Below are 18,837 nucleotides of genomic sequence, written 5' to 3' on the forward strand. Positions count from 1 at the left end.
CTTACAACATGGCTCCGAAAATCAATACGCCGCCGGCAATCATCGTCAATTGGCTGCGCCAATCACGCATGATGAACACAACAGGATCTTCGTGCACCTGACCACGACCGGCCAAAATCCAAATACGTAAAAGCATGTATAGGATGAGTGGAACAAGCGGCCATAAAACCCAGGGATTATCGTACATTTCGCTAAATTCTGGGCTATTAATATAAAGCGCTAAAACCATTGCCGAGGTAAATGCAGATGACACACCACCTTGGGCAAGCATCGCGGTGTCTATCCCGTAATATCCGCGACCTAAAAGCTTGCTGCCTTCCGCTTTCTCTCCCTCGGACAATTCAACATAACGTTTGACCAATGCAAGTGATAAGAAGAAGAAAATAGAAAATGCCAAGAGCCAAAACGACAAGCCGCTATGGGTCGCAAAAGCACCTGCGATAATACGAACCGTATAAAGACTGGCGAGTGTAAACACATCAACCAATAACTTGCGTTTCAACACAAAAGTATAGGCTGTTGTGATGAATGCATAGACGATCATCACATATAAAAATTCGATCGGTAATAGTGATGCCAACAAAGCAGATGCCGATAATAACCCTATCCACAAGAGTGCAGCGTTTGGAATAGATATTGCTCCGCTGGCAAGTGGTCTTTTACATTTTTTTGGATGTGCTCGATCAGCCTTTAAATCTGACAAATCATTGACGATGTAAACAGATGACGCAAAAAAGCTAAACGAGAAGAATGCAATAATAGCCGCGGTAACTGTTTCCAAATCCATAAAGGTATGGTTCAAAAACAAAGGCACAGCGATCAAAACATTCTTTAGCCATTGATGAACACGAATGGCTTTTAAAATAGTCTTGATACCAGATGGTTTGGTATGAATTTCTTCAGATTGGTTTTTCTTCTGCCAGTTTTTAGCGGTATGATCAGGAGCCACAACAATTCCGCTGCGGGCACTCTCAAATACCGCAATATCATCGGAGCTATTTCCGATATAATCGAAACCACCATCGCCAAATTCTTCAATCAACTTGTCGCGTTTGCGGGTTGATGTCAGATTGATCTCATCATCACTGTGATAAACACCATCGAACAGACCTAAATGATTAGAAATCTCTTCCGCCGTTTTTTGCGCAGCTCCTGTGACGAGGTAAACTTTGCGCCCTTGGGATTTGGCAAGATTAATATATTCAATCACTTCTTCACGGACAGGCCAGTCATCACCTGAGCGATCTGTATGTTCCGCAACATTTTTCTTTAAAACTGCTTTTCCAGCCGCTAGCCAGCCGATGACTTGAAAAATCATCAAGGGCTTTCGCATCAAGAGTGCTGCCAAGCCTTCCCATAGTGTATCGCTGGCGATTAAGCTTCCGTCCAAATCGACACATAAAGGTGTATGTTTAATGCTGGATTTCGCGTCCATTACTCTTGCCCCAAGTTACAGTCGTTGCGAGCATAACAATGTGAGGCTGAAATATTGCTAACGAGGGGTATAAATGTCGCGCTTTTGCGCTTTGTAGTTAAAAAGCGATTAAGTCATTCTATCAAATTTTAAGAACGCCTGAACAACCAGTTTAAAGTTTGGCGCCAATCTATCATTCGAATGGGTGTACCATGGCGCCCGGTATCGAACAAAACCAGCTGAATCGGATAGCGAGATTCACGTCGTTTAATGGCATTATAAATCTCATTTTGGATAGACCAGGGATAAACAACATCATCATTCCCATGCGCGATTACAATAGGTAAACCAACCGTAATTGCATGTGATTTCAATAAGTTGCGATCTGGAATAGCGCCTAACAAAACAATGCCGCTCAAGCGGGCGACATCATTGTGGTTGTGGGCCATCTTATTACAAATCTGCCCACCCATCGAGGCACAAACAATGAATATATTGCGTGTTTTTTTCACATCATACAAATAGCGCACAAGTGCACGGGCATCTTCAACACCCTGTTTTGAAAACTCTCTAACGGTTTGAGTGATATAAAGCCCATTATTTTGCAGCGCGATGTTTTTCAAGCGGTTAAAGTTGCCACCGAACGTGTAATCTTTCATACCAAGGCGGCGATCACCTTTTGCGCCATGGATAAATAGAACAGTGAATTTTGGCACGCCTTTTTTCGCGACAAAACTGATCTCGATATTACGTCCTTCAAACTCAAATTCCTGCGAGGTTGTGTGTCGGCGCATACCAGTTTTGACGTATTTTTGTTTTACTTTGCGAATTGGAATTTGATCTCGACCATGAAGATCAACATTCTTGTCGTATTTAACCAGGAGAAAATCACCGTTATCACGCGATTCTAAAATTTGAGGATAAGCAAATAGCTTGTCTTTAAAAGGTTTGATTTCAAGTGCATTTACACCTGAAGGTACAAATAGTGAACCTAATGCAATGCAGAATAATGCTCCACACAAGAAAAAATGCCTAAAACTAGCTGTAAATAATGAGTTCACGCGGACAAGGCTCCCTTATTTGGTTACATTATGACGATATTATAGTGATTCGAACAGGTTAATTGCGGCAAGAATTTATGGATGATTCAAACGATCTATTTTCTGGATTTGGGAGCTCGGCTCCAACACCAGAATCTACAGACAAAGATAAAGCTACTAAAGACGTATCAAGCGCACCAACAGCGCCTGCACCATCTGTAACGCCTACGCCTGCGCCACAGACCAATAAAGCACCTGCTGCAAAGCCTGAAACTGCAAAAAAAGCCTCACCAAAACCGCAAGGTGATGGTGATTATGGCGCGAATGCAATTGAAGTTCTTGAAGGTCTAGAACCAGTACGCTTGCGTCCAGGTATGTATATTGGTGGTACAGATGTGAATGCCTTGCATCACCTGTTCGCTGAAATCATCGATAACTCAATGGATGAGGCAGTGGCCGGACATGCGACATTCATTGAAATCGAACTTGATGAAAACGGATATATTTCGGTTACAGATAATGGCCGTGGTATCCCCGTCGACATTCACCCACAATATGCCGATGAAGGTCTTTCCACGCTGGAAGTGGTTCTAACCAAACTTCATGCCGGTGGTAAGTTTAACAGCTCGGTTTATGAAACATCTGGTGGTCTGCACGGAGTGGGCATATCAGTTGTGAACGCATTATCTGATGATATGTATGTTGAAGTTGCGCGCGATAAACGCCTTTATCGTCAGCGCTTCTCGCGCGGATTACCACAAGGTGGCATTGAAGAACTCGGTGAAGTTCATAACCGTCGCGGAACAAAAGTTTGTTTTCATGCAGATGAACAAATTTTTGGTAGCGATGTTAAGTTTGATCCAGCGCGCCTTTACAAAATGGCCCAATCAAAGGCCTACTTGTTCGGTGGTGTTGAAGTTAGATGGATCTGCGCGCCCTCATTACTCAAAGAAGGCGGCCCCATTCCGCCAAAGGATAAATTCCATTACCCAGGTGGACTTAAAGACTATCTTGAGCACACTTTGGGCAAAAACCACCGAGTTTGCCGCGATATTTTCTCCGGAAAAAGCGAAAGAACTGGCGGTCACGGTTCCATGGAATGGGCAGTTGCCTGGCACGCTGGTGATAGCTCAGTAGATTCCTATTGTAACACCATTCCAACGCGCAATGGCGGAACACATGAAGCTGGATTTCGGATTGCCCTCACCCGCGGACTAAAAGCCTATGGGGAACTGACCGGCAATAAAAAAGCAGCACAGATCACAACAGACGATGTGATGATTTCTGCGATTGGCATGTTATCGGTCTATATTCGAGAGCCTGAATTTGTTGGCCAAACGAAAGACAAGCTTGCGACCGTTGAAGCGCAGCGCATTGTTGAAAATGGTTTGCGCGATGCGTTTGATCACTTCCTTGCGGATTCACCTCAAGAAGCAGCCAAGCTGTTAGAATGGGTGGTTGAACGCTCTGAAGAACGTTTGCGTCGCCGCAAAGAAAAAGAAGTCAATCGCAAATCAGCAGTGCGAAAACTCCGCCTCCCCGGCAAGTTAGCTGATTGTAGCCAAAACACAGCAGAAGGCGCTGAACTCTTCATCGTGGAGGGTGATTCAGCGGGCGGATCGGCAAAACAGGCGCGAAATCGAAAAAATCAGGCAATTTTACCACTTCGCGGTAAAATCTTGAACGTGGCCAGCGCCGGACGCGAAAAAATTACCGCCAATCAACAATTAGCCGACCTCATCCAAGCTTTGGGTTGCGGGACACGTACAAAGTATCATGAGAATGATCTGCGTTATGAACGCATTATCATCATGACAGATGCCGACGTTGACGGTGCGCATATCGCGTCTTTGTTGATCACATTCTTCTACCAGGAAATGCCTGAACTCGTCCGTGAAGGTCACCTTTTCCTTGCTGTTCCTCCACTTTATAGAATTTCACAAGGCGGCAAGACCTTATATGCCCGTGATGATGCCCACAGAGCCGAGCTTTTGGAAACAGAGTTTAAAGGCCGCGGCAAAGTTGAGATTGGGCGATTTAAAGGCTTGGGTGAAATGCTTCCAGCGCAGTTGAAAGAAACAACCATGCTGCCAGGCAAACGGACCCTTTTGAAAATTGAGATTGATGATATCATTGTTGAAAATACCAACAAGACAGTCGATGACTTAATGGGCACAAAACCCGAAGCGCGTTTCAGATTTATTCAAGACAACGCTGAATTTGTCGATAATCTGGATATCTAGCTCAGTTATGCAGCCTGCGAAGTAAGCGATAAAGCAAATTGCTTTGCCAGTTTGCGACGCTGTGCAAACTGAATGGTTTCAAGCATCATTAAAAGCTCTGCAATTGCTGTGTCTTTATGCAATTCATCATAATATTCTTCCATCAAATACTCAGTGATTTGATCAGCAGACATAGGGTTATTGCTTGAAGATGCTTTGCGCCACAACAAAGTCGCGCTGACAAAAGCTGGGCAAATTTCAATATCCAAACCGGCGGATGCGTAAAGAGCATTTACAACAGAGCTATGCCCGTCACCTAAAATGGCGCGAATACGGGAGATCGACTTACCTGACAATTTCTCAATAATCGTTGCAAAGAAATCTACATTTCCAATCGTCAAAACATGCATCAAGAAAGCAGGTGTTAATTTGCCGGAAATACGCAAATGCTCAACCAAAGCCAACATATCGTCGCCTTGCGTTGTCTCAGCAAGTGAAATGGTAGCGTGAAAACAGGCATCTTTGGTAACATTGACCAATCGGTCTTTACCCATAAGAGCACCAACAAGCGGACTATTGGCAAATGTATTGCTCAATTCTTCCACCAGCTTGTGCCGCGTATCAGATGGTAAATCACTGCGCTCTAATAATTGGCTTCGAATTGGACCATAATAACCAAATCGCTCCGCAAGACGTGAAATAGAAAGTCTGGCTATATGCGCATTTGGATTATCCAATAATGCCAATACGGCTTCTTTATCGCCAACTTCAACCAAGGCTGCACAAACTGAAGCGCTTAAGTAATCTCGTTTTGCGATGATGAATTGTTGAGCAAAGCCACCCCGTGCAATCAAATCAACTAAACTATTGTCACTTAACAGAGGTGAAAACGCCAATATTGGCGCACTTACATCGATCTGGTCTTGTGCGAGAGCATTGATAATCATTGTTGGTACGTTAACTGATTGCGCCAAAACCGTGGCCATTTCTTTACGAACCGCTGGTGATAGATCCTCCAGCAACAAGGCCATAGAACCTTCAGCCGCCTTCATTTCTTCGGATGTAAACTGGCCGGAAATATAGGCCTCGCAAAGCGCTCTAACCGCCAAAACGCGGGATTTCGTGTCAGAATTTACGGTCCATTGTAAAAATTCTTTGATGATCATTATTGCGACTCAATCCAACCAGATTATTCCAAGTTGGTATGAGCTTATCGGCAAAAGGTTTACGATCCGTTCATCATGTTTATTAATCTTTGTCCGCAATATCAGTTAGCTGATTTTGATATCATCACAGCTTTGGGCGCTTAATTTCAAATGTATCCTTCACAACCGCATAATCCATATATCCAAGTCGAGACACCGTTTGCGTTTTTGTACTATCCAGCCGCCCATTTGTAATAACATTGTCTTGGATGTGGATGCCCACAACCTGACCCGTTACCAAATATGCGCTAGAATGTTCACCGCTGAGAGTTTTGGGTTTTGTAATATCAGTAACCTTGCATTCCAATACTGCAAAGGCACCATTTACCATAGGGGCATCGATAAGTTTGCAATCGCTTGCTGTTAAACCCGATTGTTCAAATTCATTGACGTCATAATCATATGGCGCCGAACTTTGGTTCATCGCATCAACTTGCGACAATCCCACCATATTAACGCTAAATTCGCCTGTTTCCTGACAATTTCTAACACTGTCTTTTCGGCCACCTGAAGCAAAAACGATCAACTTGGGATTGTCCGCTATTGCGTTGAAAAACGAATACGGTGAGAGATTTAAACTACCATCTGACCCTTTGCTGCCAATCCAGCCAATGGGTCGAGGTGCGACAATAGCCTTAAAGGGATCATGCGCTAGTCCGTGTTCATTTCCATCAGTATTATAAAACAAAATTACCCATCCCGGCTTCTTAATATCATTATTGTCCAGACATAATCATACAAGCGATCCAATTCCAGCCACACTTTGATAATTATATGATTTCCTTAGACCAGATTCTGATGTTAAAAGAAAAACCAGCTTATTAATATGTGTGTGGGTCATGATTTTTAAACTTAAAGCCTTGTTATGGATGGGACTATTGACTGTTTTGCTAAGCGCTCAGGTGCAGGCACAAAATAGTTTTACTGTTGAAACTCAACCCAACATCCAATTACCAGGACTTGAAGATTTCACACCAACCGACAATCCTGCACAAAACTCTGCAACGGCCATTTCCGTCGCCCTTGAAGCTGTATTGCAAGATGAAGGCGCCCCCATTCAAACCGGTCTTATTTGGCGTGTTTTTGACCCAACGCCTGATGAAGAAGGCAAACTTCGTTTAATTGTCGCAGCCGAGGGTGGTTCCACATCAATGGATTTCGAACCTGGCGATTATTTTGTCCATGTTGCCTTTGGTCGCGCCAGCGTAACAAAAAAGCTAACTGTTACCCCAGATGCTGAAATACCACCCCAACGGTTCATCCTTGATGCGGGTGGAATTGTATTAAAAGCAGCGTCTGGAAATAACACACGACTTTCACCCAGCCTTTTAAACTTTTCCATTTATAGCGGCGAACAAGATTCAGTTGATGATAGTGACCGGCAGCTCATATTAGAATTCGTCAAACCAAATCTGATCGTTAGATTAAATGAAGGCACCTACCATGTGGTGTCTGAATATGGAGATGTAAACGCAGTTACCCGAGCTGATGTGCGCGTTGAAAAGGGCAAACTCACCGAAGTTGTTATGAACCACCGTGCTGCGGAGGTGACATTTAAGCTTGTGTCTAAAGTTGGTGGCGAAGGTATTGCTGATACCGCCTGGTCGGTTTATTCCTCATCAGGGGATATCATTGGTGAAATGGTTGGTGCGTTCCCAAGATTGGTATTGTCGGAAGGTGACTATACGGTCATTGCGCTCCACCAAAATGCAGAATATCCGATGGATTTTCACGTTTCACCTGGAAAAAATTCTGACGTGGAAGTGCTGCTCTCCAATTAAAAATCCCGCCTGAATTTTTGTTCAAGCGGGATCTTATTTAATTAAGCGATGATTTAGTCAGCCATTTTTCTTAATAAATCAGGCGGTGTCGCCTCAAATTTCAAGGATGAAACAGCTTCATCTAGAGACATTGGTGTCTGATCACGGCTACCCAAACGGCGAATGTTCACTGTCCGCTCTTCAGCTTCCCTACGACCACAAACGATAATCACGGGAACCTTGGTAACCGAGTGTTCGCGAACTTTATAGTTGATCTTCTCATTTCTGAAATCTGTATCAACCTGCAATCCAGCTGCCTTTAGTTCCTTTGCAACTTCCAAAGCATATTCCTCAGCTTCAGATGTGATAGTTGCAACGACCACTTGCAGTGGTGCAAACCAAAGCGGCATATGACCCGCGTAACTTTCAATGAGAATGCCCAAAAAGCGCTCCATTGAACCACAAATCGCGCGGTGGATCATAACTGGCTGGCGTTTTTCAGAATCGCTATCGATGTAGAATGCACCAAAACGCTCAGGCAAATTGAAATCTACCTGTGTTGTGCCACATTGCCATTCACGACCAATCGCATCACGCAAAGTATACTCAAATTTAGGACCGTAAAACGCGCCCTCACCTTCAAGGATACCCGTTGTAATTTTACCTTCAGAGTTCTCTTCGATGGTTTTTAGAACCTTCATCATGATCTCTTCAGCACGATCCCAGCTTTCATCGCTACCCACTCGCTTTTCAGGACGTGTTGAAAGCTTCACAGTGATTTCTTCAAATCCGAAATCTGCATAAGTCGACAAGATAAGATCGTTGATACGCAGACACTCCGCGGTCATCTGTTCTTCGGTACAGAACACATGCGCATCGTCTTGTGTAAAGCCACGAACACGCATCAATCCATGCAAAGCACCTGATGGCTCATAACGGTGGACGTTACCAAATTCAGCCATTTTGATCGGAAGCTCGCGGTAAGATTTAAGGCCATGCTTAAAGATCTGAACGTGCCCCGGGCAGTTCATCGGCTTAATAGCAAAGACGCGATCATCTTCGGTTTGTGTTGCAAACATATTCTCACGATACCAACCCCAGTGACCTGAAGTTTCCCACAAAGCTTTATCCAAGATCTGTGGTGCATTGACTTCATCATAGCCGTGTTCATCAAGGCGACGACGCATATAATTGACCAAAGTCTGGAACATTCGCCAGCCTTTTGCATGCCAAAACACAACGCCAGGGCCTTCTTCCTGGAAGTGGAACAAGTCCATCTCACGACCCAATTTGCGGTGATCACGTTTTTCAGCTTCTTCAATCATATGAAGATGTGCATCAAGTTGCTTTTGATCAGCCCATGCAGTCCCATAAATACGGGTTAGCATTTCATTGTCAGAATCACCGCGCCAATAAGCGCCGGCAACCTTCATCAATTTAAATGCATTGCCGATCTGGCCAGTGGTTGCCATATGAGGCCCACGACATAGATCAAACCAGTCACCCTGATAATAGATCTTGAGGTCTTCATCACCCGGGATCGCATCGATCAACTCAATTTTATAATCTTCACCTTTTTCTTTAAACACGCGTTTTGCTTCTTCACGTGTCCAGATTTCTTTGGTGAACTTGTCGTTGCGCGCAATAATTTCGCGCATTTTCTTCTCGATCTTTGGCAGATCTTCCGGAGTAAACGGAGTATCTTTAGCAAAATCGTAGAAAAAACCGTTTTCAATCACAGGACCGATGGTGACCTGCGTGCCAGGATATAATTCCTGCACTGCTTCAGCCATCACGTGAGCAGCATCATGGCGAATAAGTTCAAGCGCACGATCATCGGTGCGTGTGATTATCTCGACCGCACCTGAAGTGATAGGATCTGTCAAATCCTGCAATTCGCCATCAATAGCAATCGCAACAGATTTTTTTGAAAGTGATTTTGAAATTGATTCTGCAACATCGCGACCGGTTGTACCAGCGTCGTAACTACGTTCAGAACCATCGGGGAATGAGAGAGTAATGGCGTCTGCCATGAGGTATGCTCCTTTATCCAGTCCCGCCTACAAATGCGGGTGGTTGATATTAATCAGCTTTGAAAGCTGGCCGCTTTTAACGTGGAGACGTTACAAGGTAAAGTCTAAATTTCGCGGCTGGCTATGGATATCAAAGATTGCTTGCGCCCAGCTAACTTGCGACCGGTTCACGCCAAACCGGAATTATTTGCGCCCCGCCTCATTTCCTCCAGGGTAACCACCAACGATACTCAGATGATAATTCCTCTGGAACCGGGTCATGACCATGCGTGCCAAATGGTCCGCATTTACCAACGCGCATGGCAGCCATCCACCCGCCAGACCATAGGCCATACCGCGCAATTGCTTCATATCCATATTCAGAGCAAGTGGGTAAATGACGGCAGGAATTTCCTATAAAACCGGATAATGTGAGTTGATACAGCCGAATAAAACCAACCCCCAAAAGGCGGCCGGGTGTTTTAGGCCAGCGGCCTTGCCAGTTTCTCAAGTAAGCTTTTTTCGGCTCAGCATCACACATGGCAATGTCTAAACAGCGACTTGCGCCTGTTCAATCTGATCGAGCGCATCCACCACAGCATCAAATGTCAGCATGGTTGAAGCATGACGTGCACGATATTCTCGCACCGGTTCAAGATATTTTAAATCTTCAAAACGCCCTTCCGGTGGCGCACCATTTTCTTTCAACATAGCCCACATTTGATCGCGGACTTTACGCAATTCTTCAGGTGTCGCACCGATAATATGCTTCGCCATAATCGAAGAAGTCGCCTGGCCAAGAGCGCAAGCTTTCACGTCATGACCAAAATTTGTGACCACCCCATTGGAAACGTTGAGCCAGATTTTTACTTTGGAACCGCACAATTTCGAGTGCGCAATCGCTTCGGCATCCGCATCATCTAGGGCGCCGATATGGGATATATTACCCGCAAATTCCAATATCTTCGCATTATAGACTTTATCTATCATATCATTTCCAAAATATTCACTCGAAATTCAAGTATTACCTACTATATAGTGGCTTGTACAAGAAAGACAAAACACATAAATACCAAAATGATTATTTACAATAAAACTCCTCAAGTTATAACATTACGAACTACTTGAGGGTTTGGAGTCAACAATGGACGCGATTGTCAAAAATATCCTAGCCAACAGCACTGAAGCTGGAGACGGTCAGAAACCATCTCGCGAAGAAGCAGAAGCTGCTGTGCAGACGCTGTTAAGATGGATTGGTGAAAATCCTGGCCGTGAAGGCTTACTTGACACACCAAAACGTGTTGTTAACGCCTATCTTGAGTTATTTGCAGGATATGATCAGAATCCAAACGAAGAACTGTCGCGCACATTTGAACAAGTTTCAGGTTATTCTGGCCCAGTGACGATCCGAGATATCCCGTTTTTTTCACATTGTGAGCACCATATGGTACCAATTATTGGTAAAGCTCACGTGTCATACTTGCCAGATGGTAAAGTTGTAGGTCTTTCAAAAATCGCACGCGTAGTTGATATTTATGCCAAGCGTTTGCAAACGCAAGAATCCATGACAGCACAAATTGCGCAATCTATCACACAAGCGCTTCAGCCAAAGGGTGTTGCCGTTGTGATCGAAGCTGAACACATGTGCATGTCTATGCGTGGAATTAAGAAGCATGGTTCTGTCACAATTACCTCATCATTTACCGGTGAATATTTGACCGATAAAGACGAGCAATTGAAACTCATGGCAGCAATCGGCAAAAGCTAATTAACATGACAATTGAATTTAAAAACCCATCGAGCGACAAGAAAGTTCTCGAAGCAGAAGGCCTCTTCACACCTAAATTTGATGAAAAAGGTCTCGTGACAGCTGTCGTTACAGATAAAAGCGATGGCCAAATTGTTATGCTCGCGCACATGAATGCCGAAGCTCTGGCGCTCACGATCGAAACTGGCATTGCGCATTATTATTCGCGCTCTCGTCAAGCATTGTGGAAAAAAGGTGAAACATCGGGCAATCTGCAATATGTAAAAGCCATGTACACAGATTGTGATCAGGATGCCGTTATCATCGAAGTTGAAATGACAGGCGATAATGTCGCCTGCCACACTGGCCGAAAATCTTGCTTTTATAGAAGTGTTGAAGGCATCGGATCAGATGATCCGAAGCTGGTTTTTGCTCAATAGGTCTTAGCCGGCACCGATATAGGCTTTGATCTCTTCTGCTTCACGCTCAACTTCACTCATACGATATTTAATCACGTCGCGTATGGAGATGATTCCGCTTAGTTTGCCATCATCAACAATGGGAATGTGACGGAACCCACCTTTCGTCATGATTTCCATAACTTCCATCACACTGGTTGTTGCCTGACAGGTTTTCACGTTCTTAGTCATGACTTTGGAAATTGGATAATCTATCGCGTCTTTGCCATTTTCAGAGATCGTACGCACAATGTCGCGTTCAGATAGAATACCGGCAACTTCTTGACCCTTAGAAGACACAACAACCGCACCAAACTTATTACCAGCTAGGAAATCTATTGCTTCGGCAATTGTTTCGGTGGCAGCCATAGTTGACACGCTATAGCCTTTTTCATCCAAAATCTGTTTAACAGTCATTGCATCCTCCTCATTATTGTAACCAACTTAAAGTCTCGCTGCCAAGCAGCGCTGTTACGAAAAGGGAAATGTCATATCTCGGAAAACCACCCTTTCCGATAGACTCACAGTGTACCGCTATTTTTTACAAATTTGCAACTTTTACCAGTCTTTGTGGTCAAACAGCTCAAAGAATAGGAAACCAAACAGAAATCCACCAATATGCGCTTCCCACGCTATAGAGGAGGCTTCACCCGTTGCGCCAAAACCAATTGCCGGTAACAGACTGATAATAAACCAAAAACCCAAATAAACCAACACTGTCTTATTTTGCAACACATCAGCAAATGACTGACGTGGTAGAAAATGAGCCTTCTCTCTGACAAATCGGCCACCTAAAGGGAAAGCAAACCTTGCAGCTGCCCCCATTAATGCAGATACAACTCCAGATGCACCTACTACGGGTATTGCTTCTCCCCAATTTAGCGCCGCAAAAAACGCAACAGATGCGACCGCTGAAAGTATCCATAAAACGATGAATCTAATTGTTCCTAAGCGCCTTGCAACCACTGCACCAAAGGCAGCTATCCAAAGACTATTTACGGCAAGGTGCCCGTAACCACCATGTAAGAATGAATAGGTGATTGGTGTCGTAAAATATGCCAAACTTTGATCCGACGACGGAAATAAGTACCGTTGTGGGATAAAGGCACCATTTATGATCAATGCGATATTTTGATCATCGGACAGTAACATGTCACGTGCGACCTGAACCGCGACCAAAATTAATAAGAACAGCAAAATCACATTCGGTAGATTAAATATCGGCGGATTTGTCTGAGTTGTTTCGCCGTGTTCTTCGTTTAAGTCGTTCATCAAAACTTCCGATATTTCAACTGGATAGTAGTTATTACCTACCTATCGCAATTTTCGGATAAAAAAAGGCCACGGAGCAATTCACTAAAGAAGCTCACGTGGCCGGTGACCAAAACTCGGTCAATTTGGGGTGCTAGTATTCCATTTGGAAGCCTGAATAGACTTTGTCATGTTCAACCAAACTCGGCAAGCGAAACCATTTATTAACCTTAACGCGCGGGATTTTAGGCAAATTCGCCAATATAAACGCTTAGAACGGCAATATGTGATACAATTCTATAAAGGCATTTATTTGTATTGAGTAAAAACGTCATGAGACATCAAACAAGCAGAGAATTATTTCAGTATTGGAATAAATTGCGCGGTGAAGACCCCGCCCCTTCTCGGCATGTGTTTGAGCCAGCTTATATTGGCAACATACTACCATCGGTATTCATGCTAGAGTTAAATGGCGACATAGCATCACTTAATCTTGCAGGCGGTGATATTTGCGCCATGTTTGGTGACGAATTGCGTGGTAAGTCTTTCAGCGGTTTATGGCTTAACGGCGTAGAACGAAAACCCAGCACTATCGTGGCTCAATGTGCCTCTAACCAAATGCCATTTGTCGTAATGGCAGATGGGCTTTCGACATCTGGCACTGTGAATAAACTTGAGATGTTATTGCTCCCTCTTGTGAGCGAAAATGGCCAGTTTGACCGTGTGATTGGTTCCTTATCTCAATTAACCAGTGATTTTAATCTGAATAAGAAACATATAATCGGTATGTCATTAACTGCCATTCGTCATATCGATAAAGACACGATACCTGTTGATTTTAAGGCTTTGGGCCACCCACAAAAGCAAAATATAGATACAAATATCACAGATGAAGCTACACAAGTTGGCCATCTATTTGTCATTGATGGTGGCCTTAAAAATTAAATCGAAAAATGGCGCAATTATATCCGTCAAAACCGGTAAAACTTACACATTATTAACCATAGTCTTTTAGTTTAAAAAACAAATTTAAGAGTTTGGGAAAGTCAAATGCTATCGGCAGCACGTAGAGATATTGGCACTGAAAACGAAGAAACAAATACATTTTATAGTGTAAGTGTGGAACTTCAAGGTCGTATGATGCGTGAAGATTACACCGAGCAGAAATGCTTTATTAGCAAGATGTCACCCGCGGTCGCTTTCGTTGAAGCAACCCACCTTCCCGATCACGGCGAGCGAATTATTGCCTATATCGAACAAATTGGCCGCCTTGAAGGCAATGTAATTAACGTTGCAAAGGATGGTTTTGAAGTTGCCATTAACGCAACTCCGCGCAAGCAAAACAAACTTGCTGCACAATTAACCTGGCTTGCCAACAAACACGAACTTGGCATGGAAGAAGATCGTCGTCACGAACGCACAGCGCCTCGTAAGATGAATTCTGAAATTAGACTTGAGGATGGTCGCACTTACCCAGTTCGAATTATCGATTTGTCTGTATCAGGCGCAGCATTTGAAATCGATGTCCAACCTGAAGCTGGTACTTTATTATGGCTTGGTTCCATGCAGGGCCGTGTAATTCGTCATTTTGACACAGGTATCTCAATCGAATTCCTCAATATTCAGCCAATTGAAGAGCTTGAAAATAGACTTTAAACACGTCTAATTTGCTATAATTCCTTCGCAAATTCCCATATTTATTTCCCAGATCGGCGCAAAAACGAAAAAAAGTAATTTTTTTTGATTTTTTTTCGCGGCATTTTTCTGAGCCAATTTTCATTCGCAGTGTTTTATTGCGCATCGTGTGATCCAAGCTAACGTGACGGCAATTCTTCACCATGCAAGTTTTTTGTCTAATTTTCTCAAGCTGCAATCTCCTATGGCATAGGGGGTTGCGGATAAATAGGTACAAATTTAGCTAAATTTTGTGAAAATATGAGTTCATTTTAATCTACTTTTGAACTAAAATTGAATTGAATAAAATACAAATTTATCTATATTTTTCAGATATTTAGCATCGAATTTTAGCGCCAAAATTTGGCCAATGTAAAAAACGTGCTGCCATATTCCCTCCCACAACGGGGAGAACGAAAATGGTTCACATCAAAAGCACATTTAAAACAGGTGCACTATTATTAGGACTTGGAATAGCTTCTTTAAATAACGCGCATGCAGCGCATGATTTCTTAAGTCCAGTCAGTCAAACAAACCCACCTATTGGGCATTACGAGTTTTGTAAAGCAAACCCAAATGAGTGCGGTGTTATCGGTCGGGACCAAGGGCCAATGCAGCTAACGAGAAAAGCATGGGACAAGATGCTTAAGATCAATACAGCTGTTAATCGCAAGATCAAACCTTTGACAGATATGCAAATTCACGGTGTTGAAGAAGTATGGTCATATCCACGAACTGTGGGTGACTGTGAAGACTATGTGCTGCTTAAGCGCGCAAGTCTCATGAAAGCAGGATTTTCACCTGCCGACCTTCTGATCACAGTTGTGCTCCAACCAGACGGCTCTGGACATGCCGTACTAACGGTGCGCACAGATTATGGTGACTACGTACTAGATAATCTGCGCAATGACGTACGGCTTTGGCATGAAACAGGCTACCGCTTTATCAAACGCCAATCATCAGAACATGCAGGTGCATGGATGAAGCTCGGCAACGGCAATAGCGGCGCAGTCGGCACAACCAACTAAGTTACAAATCTGTCAATTCAGTTTTGGGGACAACCCTGACAGATTAAGAAATCGGATAATTTCAGTTTCCTGAGCCTGACCTTATCCTCGTCCCCCCTATAAAGGCTCAGGTTATTGCTGGTCCGCATCTGTCCCATGCGGACCAGCACTTTCTATTTCAGCGTAATTTAATCTATGCGTTTTAGCCCTTTGGCAAACCTCATCGCATTATCAACATAGTTTTGCGCGCCTTCACGCAACGCCGCCTCTGTCTTATCGTCAATTTGGCGTATAACTTTGCCCGGTGATCCAACAACCAGCGAATTGTCCGGTATGACTTTGTTTTCTGTGATCAATGCCCCTGCACCAACAATGCAGTTTTTGCCGATTTTAGCACCATTTAAAACCGTCGCACCCATGCCAATGAGTGTGTTATCGCCCAACTGACATCCATGTAAGATAGCATTGTGCCCGATTGTACAGCCCTCGCCGACATCTAGCGGAAAGCCCATATCTGTATGCAATGTGCAATTTTCCTGAACATTGGTGCGCTTGCCGATGGAAATCATTTCATTATCACCACGCAAAACCGCGCCAAACCAGACCCCAACACCTTCCGAAAGAGTTACTTTACCCATTACCTGCGCATTTTCAGCGATCCAGTAACTTCCCTTTTCCGGCAAGTTTGGCTCAATCCCATCTAAACTATAAACTGTCATATAGATCTCCCGCTTTGCCCATCTCTTTGCCAGAAGATGAGTTATTATTGCTCAACACAAGCAAATTGAATAATCTGCCAATCATAATGTTGATTCTGGTCACATTCCAACCTTAAACTCTTAATATCGCTATGCGATACGTGCTGAATGCTACGCCATGAATGAGACAAACAATCCTAAACACAAACCTTTGATCACACCCAAATTTGCTTGGCGTGTCGCATTTGTTGTTGCTGTCCTGCTGGTTGTCACGTTGATTATCCATTTGGCTGGAAAGTATTTTAGCGATTCCATCGTAAAAGCAGGCCATACAGACGATCAAAGATTCTATTCAATTGTGATGGGTGAAAACACTTTAAAGGTTCAAGCCAATTCAATCCGTTTTGAAAGCCAGCGACGCAATGGCGTTGCAGATGGTGTTAAGCTTTACCTTTCCTGGCCAGAAATGGCAGGCTACACCGATGCAACAAATGAAAAATTTAACAATACAAGTGCAAATTCATCGCTCATTTTCATCGACATCGGTTATTCCAATAATCAAGTCGATATGTCATCAAGATTTGAGCCAATTTATCGAAACTTTATTCAGGGCACACCCAATCCTGGACCAAACGGATTGGTATTTTACCGCATGAGCGCACAATCATCATATAATGGCGAAATTCTCTATACAGAAGCCATAACAAAAGAACGCCCCTATGTGATTAAATGCTTGCAAAACAAGCCTGGTGACACCGCCAATTCAGCCGGCTGCCAAAGAGATATCAATATCGGTAAGGGTCTGCGGCTAACCTATCGGTTTTCAGAGGCAAGAATTGCCCAATGGCAATCAATTGAAGCGCAGATTTTAGCCTACGCACAACAAATTTTGAATTAAACAGTGTTAGAAAAGCTAAGCTTGTTCGGGGTCTTCAATACGAATAACCTGCGGAGCCGCAGTTAAATAACCTTCATTTTCAATATATCCAACCGTGTCACGCACAGCTTGCTCCGTAGTTGCATGTGTAACCAAAATGACGGTTTGATTGTTATCGCTCGATCCGCCATTTTGCGCACGCTGCACAATGGATTTTAGCGAGATTGACTGATCAGCCATGTGCGTTGCGATATTAGCAATTACACCGGCTTTGTCTTCAACAGATAAGCGAATGAAATACCCGCCTTTATGCTCACGCATTTTTGCACGTGTATATTCGGTTAGTTCTTTAACTGGATTACCAAATACAGGCGCGTGTTGGGCACCCTCGCGGCTTTTTGCAATATCGGCCAAATCACCGATAACAGCCGATGCCGTTGCCATACCACCCGCTCCAGGGCCCGACATGACAAGCTCACCCAAAAGGTCGGTTTCTACCGCAACAGCGTTGGTCACACTATCAACTTGCGCCACCAAACTGTGTGTTGGCACCATTGTTGGATGCACCCGCTGTTCAATGCCAGTATCAGTTTTTTGTGCAACACCAAGCAACTTAATCCGATAACCCAATTCATCCGCAGCATGGATATCATCGATGGTGATGTTGGTAATACCTTCAAGGTAAATCTCATCTGCAGCAAGCTCAGTGCCAAAAGCAAGGCTGGTCAAAAGCGCAAGCTTATGCGCGGTGTCATTTCCTTCAATGTCAAAAGCTGGATCAGCTTCGGCATATCCAAGTCTTTGCGCATCGGCAAGACAATCTTCAAAGCTCATGTTATCTGCCAACATGCGTGTCAGGATATAATTACAAGTCCCATTCATAATGCCGTATACGCGGGAAATCTTGTTACCTGATAGCGCTTCTCGCATCGCCTTAACAATTGGAATGCCGCCTGCGATTGCAGCTTCATAGTTCAAAATCACGCCTTTTTCTTCCGCAATTGCGGCAAATTCCATACCATGCTTAGCCAAAAGCGCTTTATTTGCAGTCACCACATGACAGCCACGTGAGAGCGCGGATTTTACCGCTTCGTAAGCGACACCATCTTCACCACCGATCAATTCAACAAGCACGTTGATGTCGGCCTTTTCAGCTAATTCAACGGCATCATCAAACCAAGCGGCTCTTGATAAATCAAAACCACGATCTTTGTCTTTATTAGCAGCGCAAACCGCCGTTACGGTCAGATCCTTGCCACAGCTTTTGGTCAGCGTTTGTGCTTTTGTCTCTAACAATTGGCCCAGCGATGAGCCAACAGTACCCAGACCAGCAATACCAATTTTAAGACCATTTGACATGAGATATCCGTTCAGTGTGCGATGTATGTAAGTTTGTTTTTGAAAAGGAAGATTGACTTCGCTCAAATTCTGATGCGCCCATGGTTTAATGCGCCCTAAAGCAGAGGTCAATC

At 43.9% G+C, this 18,837-nt stretch carries 19 protein-coding genes; 8 read left to right on the top strand and 11 right to left on the bottom strand.

Annotation, left to right across the window (positions count from 1 at the left end; all coding sequences use genetic code 11):
- Position 1: 1 nt before the first annotated feature.
- Entirely contained in the window at positions 2-1,435 is a 1,434-nt protein-coding gene (locus ACZ1GZ_RS13425; RefSeq protein WP_472665382.1) for a UbiA family prenyltransferase, read from the bottom strand.
- A gap of 128 nt (positions 1,436-1,563) precedes the next feature.
- Complete coding sequence (locus ACZ1GZ_RS13430) at positions 1,564-2,436, bottom strand: alpha/beta hydrolase family protein (protein ID WP_472665383.1); 873 nt, start codon at positions 2,434-2,436, stop codon at positions 1,564-1,566.
- 116 nt (positions 2,437-2,552) lie between these two features.
- Here ACZ1GZ_RS13430 and parE point away from each other — a divergent pair, with 116 nt between their 5' ends.
- The gene (gene parE, locus ACZ1GZ_RS13435) at positions 2,553-4,697 is read left to right on the top strand and encodes a DNA topoisomerase IV subunit B (protein WP_472665384.1); all 2,145 of its coding nucleotides are present in this window, start codon (positions 2,553-2,555) and stop codon (positions 4,695-4,697) included.
- Between the two features lie 5 nt (positions 4,698-4,702).
- Here parE and ACZ1GZ_RS13440 read toward each other — a convergent pair whose 3' ends face one another.
- Positions 4,703-5,842: a DUF2336 domain-containing protein gene (locus tag ACZ1GZ_RS13440; protein WP_472665385.1), complete on the bottom strand. Its 1,140-nt coding sequence runs from the start codon at positions 5,840-5,842 to the stop codon at positions 4,703-4,705.
- Positions 5,843-5,966: 124 nt separating this feature from the next.
- A complete protein-coding gene (locus tag ACZ1GZ_RS13445) occupies positions 5,967-6,569 on the bottom strand; it encodes a flavin reductase family protein (protein WP_472665386.1) in 603 nt (200 codons plus the stop codon).
- Positions 6,570-6,720: 151 nt separating this feature from the next.
- Between ACZ1GZ_RS13445 and ACZ1GZ_RS13450 the strand changes: the two genes are divergently transcribed.
- A complete protein-coding gene (locus ACZ1GZ_RS13450) occupies positions 6,721-7,662 on the top strand; it encodes a hypothetical protein (protein ID WP_472665387.1) in 942 nt (313 codons plus the stop codon).
- 53 nt (positions 7,663-7,715) lie between these two features.
- On the opposite strand, the gene thrS is transcribed toward ACZ1GZ_RS13450, so the two are convergent.
- From thrS to ACZ1GZ_RS13465, 3 genes are all read right to left on the bottom strand, one after another.
- Entirely contained in the window at positions 7,716-9,674 is a 1,959-nt protein-coding gene (gene thrS, locus ACZ1GZ_RS13455; protein ID WP_472665388.1) for a threonine--tRNA ligase, read from the bottom strand.
- A 199-nt stretch (positions 9,675-9,873) separates the two neighbouring features.
- Positions 9,874-10,194, bottom strand: a complete 321-nt coding sequence (yidD, locus tag ACZ1GZ_RS13460) for a membrane protein insertion efficiency factor YidD (protein ID WP_472665389.1) — start codon at positions 10,192-10,194, stop codon at positions 9,874-9,876.
- Positions 10,195-10,202: 8 nt separating this feature from the next.
- The gene (locus ACZ1GZ_RS13465; protein WP_472665390.1) at positions 10,203-10,643 is read right to left on the bottom strand and encodes an iron-sulfur cluster assembly scaffold protein; all 441 of its coding nucleotides are present in this window, start codon (positions 10,641-10,643) and stop codon (positions 10,203-10,205) included.
- 154 nt (positions 10,644-10,797) lie between these two features.
- On the opposite strand from ACZ1GZ_RS13465, the gene folE reads away from it, so the two are divergent.
- Entirely contained in the window at positions 10,798-11,421 is a 624-nt protein-coding gene (folE, locus tag ACZ1GZ_RS13470; protein WP_472665391.1) for a GTP cyclohydrolase I FolE, read from the top strand.
- Positions 11,422-11,426: 5 nt separating this feature from the next.
- Positions 11,427-11,840 carry a phosphoribosyl-AMP cyclohydrolase gene (gene hisI / locus ACZ1GZ_RS13475; protein WP_472665392.1) on the top strand — a complete coding sequence of 138 codons (414 nt, stop codon included), beginning with the start codon at positions 11,427-11,429 and terminating at the stop codon, positions 11,838-11,840.
- A gap of 3 nt (positions 11,841-11,843) precedes the next feature.
- Here the strand turns inward: hisI and ACZ1GZ_RS13480 are convergent, their stop codons facing one another.
- Both ACZ1GZ_RS13480 and ACZ1GZ_RS13485 read right to left on the bottom strand, forming a co-directional pair.
- Entirely contained in the window at positions 11,844-12,275 is a 432-nt protein-coding gene (locus ACZ1GZ_RS13480) for a CBS domain-containing protein (protein WP_472665393.1), read from the bottom strand.
- A gap of 141 nt (positions 12,276-12,416) precedes the next feature.
- On the bottom strand, positions 12,417-13,130 hold the full coding sequence (locus tag ACZ1GZ_RS13485) for a rhomboid family intramembrane serine protease (protein ID WP_472665394.1): 714 nt from the start codon (positions 13,128-13,130) through the stop codon (positions 12,417-12,419).
- A 312-nt stretch (positions 13,131-13,442) separates the two neighbouring features.
- On the opposite strand from ACZ1GZ_RS13485, the gene ACZ1GZ_RS13490 reads away from it, so the two are divergent.
- The 3 genes from ACZ1GZ_RS13490 (at position 13,443) to ACZ1GZ_RS13500 (ending at position 15,811) form a co-directional block, all read left to right on the top strand.
- Positions 13,443-14,054 carry a PAS domain-containing protein gene (locus ACZ1GZ_RS13490; RefSeq protein ID WP_472665395.1) on the top strand — a complete coding sequence of 204 codons (612 nt, stop codon included), beginning with the start codon at positions 13,443-13,445 and terminating at the stop codon, positions 14,052-14,054.
- 105 nt (positions 14,055-14,159) lie between these two features.
- Positions 14,160-14,765 carry a PilZ domain-containing protein gene (locus ACZ1GZ_RS13495; protein WP_472665396.1) on the top strand — a complete coding sequence of 202 codons (606 nt, stop codon included), beginning with the start codon at positions 14,160-14,162 and terminating at the stop codon, positions 14,763-14,765.
- Positions 14,766-15,202: 437 nt separating this feature from the next.
- Positions 15,203-15,811, top strand: a complete 609-nt coding sequence (locus ACZ1GZ_RS13500) for a transglutaminase-like cysteine peptidase (RefSeq protein ID WP_472665397.1) — start codon at positions 15,203-15,205, stop codon at positions 15,809-15,811.
- Positions 15,812-15,978: 167 nt separating this feature from the next.
- On the opposite strand, the gene ACZ1GZ_RS13505 is transcribed toward ACZ1GZ_RS13500, so the two are convergent.
- Positions 15,979-16,509, bottom strand: coding sequence for a gamma carbonic anhydrase family protein (locus tag ACZ1GZ_RS13505; RefSeq protein WP_472665398.1), 531 nt, complete (start codon positions 16,507-16,509; stop codon positions 15,979-15,981).
- 157 nt (positions 16,510-16,666) lie between these two features.
- Here ACZ1GZ_RS13505 and ACZ1GZ_RS13510 point away from each other — a divergent pair, with 157 nt between their 5' ends.
- Positions 16,667-17,386, top strand: coding sequence for a hypothetical protein (locus ACZ1GZ_RS13510; RefSeq protein ID WP_472665399.1), 720 nt, complete (start codon positions 16,667-16,669; stop codon positions 17,384-17,386).
- Positions 17,387-17,401: 15 nt separating this feature from the next.
- Here the strand turns inward: ACZ1GZ_RS13510 and ACZ1GZ_RS13515 are convergent, their stop codons facing one another.
- Positions 17,402-18,724, bottom strand: coding sequence for a homoserine dehydrogenase (locus ACZ1GZ_RS13515; protein WP_472665400.1), 1,323 nt, complete (start codon positions 18,722-18,724; stop codon positions 17,402-17,404).
- Positions 18,725-18,837 lie beyond the last annotated feature (113 nt).

The organism is Lentilitoribacter sp. JB5-8 (assembly GCF_055693385.1).

Bases quoted from the DNA above. Each gene is read 5' to 3' on its own strand.
- ACZ1GZ_RS13425 (WP_472665382.1), bottom strand. From the start codon at position 1,435: ATGGACGCGAAATCCAGCATTAAACATACACCTTTATGTGTCGATTTG.
- parE (WP_472665384.1), top strand. From the start codon at position 2,553: ATGGATGATTCAAACGATCTATTTTCTGGATTTGGGAGCTCGGCTCCA.
- ACZ1GZ_RS13440 (WP_472665385.1), bottom strand. From the start codon at position 5,842: ATGATCATCAAAGAATTTTTACAATGGACCGTAAATTCTGACACGAAA.
- ACZ1GZ_RS13450 (WP_472665387.1), top strand. From the start codon at position 6,721: ATGATTTTTAAACTTAAAGCCTTGTTATGGATGGGACTATTGACTGTT.
- thrS (WP_472665388.1), bottom strand. From the start codon at position 9,674: ATGGCAGACGCCATTACTCTCTCATTCCCCGATGGTTCTGAACGTAGT.
- yidD (WP_472665389.1), bottom strand. From the start codon at position 10,194: ATGTGTGATGCTGAGCCGAAAAAAGCTTACTTGAGAAACTGGCAAGGC.
- ACZ1GZ_RS13465 (WP_472665390.1), bottom strand. From the start codon at position 10,643: ATGATAGATAAAGTCTATAATGCGAAGATATTGGAATTTGCGGGTAAT.
- folE (WP_472665391.1), top strand. From the start codon at position 10,798: ATGGACGCGATTGTCAAAAATATCCTAGCCAACAGCACTGAAGCTGGA.
- hisI (WP_472665392.1), top strand. From the start codon at position 11,427: ATGACAATTGAATTTAAAAACCCATCGAGCGACAAGAAAGTTCTCGAA.
- ACZ1GZ_RS13480 (WP_472665393.1), bottom strand. From the start codon at position 12,275: ATGACTGTTAAACAGATTTTGGATGAAAAAGGCTATAGCGTGTCAACT.
- ACZ1GZ_RS13485 (WP_472665394.1), bottom strand. From the start codon at position 13,130: ATGAACGACTTAAACGAAGAACACGGCGAAACAACTCAGACAAATCCG.
- ACZ1GZ_RS13490 (WP_472665395.1), top strand. From the start codon at position 13,443: ATGAGACATCAAACAAGCAGAGAATTATTTCAGTATTGGAATAAATTG.
- ACZ1GZ_RS13495 (WP_472665396.1), top strand. From the start codon at position 14,160: ATGCTATCGGCAGCACGTAGAGATATTGGCACTGAAAACGAAGAAACA.
- ACZ1GZ_RS13500 (WP_472665397.1), top strand. From the start codon at position 15,203: ATGGTTCACATCAAAAGCACATTTAAAACAGGTGCACTATTATTAGGA.
- ACZ1GZ_RS13505 (WP_472665398.1), bottom strand. From the start codon at position 16,509: ATGACAGTTTATAGTTTAGATGGGATTGAGCCAAACTTGCCGGAAAAG.
- ACZ1GZ_RS13510 (WP_472665399.1), top strand. From the start codon at position 16,667: ATGAATGAGACAAACAATCCTAAACACAAACCTTTGATCACACCCAAA.
- ACZ1GZ_RS13515 (WP_472665400.1), bottom strand. From the start codon at position 18,724: ATGTCAAATGGTCTTAAAATTGGTATTGCTGGTCTGGGTACTGTTGGC.